Origin of the sequence: Corynebacterium macginleyi, from assembly GCF_003688935.1 — a bacterium.
In the GTDB taxonomy this organism is placed as follows: Bacteria; Actinomycetota; Actinomycetes; order Mycobacteriales; family Mycobacteriaceae; genus Corynebacterium; species Corynebacterium macginleyi.
This window is the reverse complement of record NZ_REGE01000048.1, coordinates 1-1,672: the sequence shown is the minus strand read 5'-3', so window position 1 is coordinate 1,672 and position 1,672 is coordinate 1. Positions and strand designations below refer to the sequence as shown.

Here is a 1,672-nt window from a genome sequence, read left to right as displayed (position 1 = left end):
TTGCAACATACCGCGAACCAAATCATTGGCATCCGTGGTGGACGTGCCTAGCTCGTCAATAAGTTTCGCCATCTCAGGGTTAGCAAGAAGCTTCTTTTCAATCGCATCAAATTGTGGCCTTATCAGCCGGGTCTCGTCGTGCCACACTAGTCATTCTGGCTTATCTCCTTATGTAGATTGGGAACCTACACACAAACCATTAGACACTCTCCACGGCTCGCCCAGTAAATCGCGTGGTGCGAGCACCCTAGCTAATTTTCACTAGAGGTAATCCGTTGTAACCGAAGTTCTTCCGGTACGTGCCGCACCCGGGCAGCGCGCCTACCGGAAGCAGGGCCCCAAGCGTTGTGAACTGCTACCGGATACTCACTAAAGCGCTACCAGAAAGTCACGACACTGCTACCAAATAGCCGGTCACAACAGGTACGAGCCTGCTTATGGGACCGTCCCCGGTTTGCTTGGTTGACGCAGTCATTTGTAAAGCGTCCACGCCCCAGGATAGCCAAGCTCACAGATTGTCTTGGTAACTGATTGCGGGCGTTTATAAACCTGGATAGCCAGGTGTAGCTCTTCCTTCGTATACGAACGATTCATGATGGAATACTCCAAAATTTCGTCCGCATCCACTTTTGACCCTTAAGCCCGGAATCAACAAGCAGCCTGCGTAAAAGAAAAAGCAGTATCGCCGAAGCGTGTACTGCTCAAAATGCGACCTTGACGGTGTCTGAGTTCACGACATATTTGACACCCTGTTCCTGCGAAGGCAGTCCTGATGCTTGACAGGTGAGTCGGGACAAACTTGACACTTAGCCCACCCTTACCGTGTCAGGTGATGTTTTACAGGTGAGTCGGGACATGTTTGACACTATGAACAGTCCCAACCGTAACCTCGCCATCGTCAAAGCAGTCCACGGGCAAAAGCGCAGCCCATCACAAGTAGCCAAGCAATTCGGTATCTCTCGCCAACGCGTTTACCAAATCCTTCATGCCTTCGATGCCGGTGGCACAGACGCCATCGCGCCGAAATCCCGCGCCCCACGCACTTACCCCCAAGCCGTGCCAGACACCGTGCGCAAAGACATCATCACAATCCGTAAACAGCTCACCCGTCACGGACTCGACGCAGGTCCAGAAACCATTGCCTACCACCTACAACAAGACGGCAAACGCGTCCCTTCAACCTCGACAATCCGCCGCATCCTAAGAAAAGAAGGGCTCATCACCCCAGCACCACAAAAGAAGCCCAAAAGCTCCTTCATCCGCTTCGAAGCAGCTATGCCCAACGAATGCTGGCAGGCTGACATCACCCACCTGTACCTAGCGGACACCACCCGCATCGAAGTCCTTGACTTCCTCGACGATCACTCCCGCTACCTGCTATCAATCACCGCAGCCGCAGCCTTTAGCGGCACACAAGTCGCCGAGGAACTATCACGCCTGATAGCAGAATACGGACCACCGGCATCCACACTCACCGACAACGGCCGGTTGCGTCCAGTAGTGTGGTGTAACGCTTGCTGATGGTGGGCCCCGGAAATAGTGGGACGGTCACCGTCAGTTAACCTTTCGACTCAACTACCACATCTCACCGAAAGGCATATGACGATGACCGCTGCACCACATTCTATCGACCCGACAACCTACTTGGATGATCTGCTCGCTCAAGCCTCCC

2 pseudogenes are annotated in these 1,672 nt (G+C 53.5%); one reads left to right on the top strand and one right to left on the bottom strand.

Annotated elements, in window-relative coordinates:
- A pseudogene (locus D9V82_RS13225) lies at positions 1-154 on the bottom strand (IS256 family transposase); the annotation flags it as partial.
- A gap of 713 nt (positions 155-867) precedes the next feature.
- Here D9V82_RS13225 and D9V82_RS11910 point away from each other — a divergent pair.
- Positions 868-1,485: pseudogene (locus D9V82_RS11910) on the top strand (helix-turn-helix domain-containing protein); the annotation flags it as partial.
- Positions 1,486-1,672 lie beyond the last annotated feature (187 nt).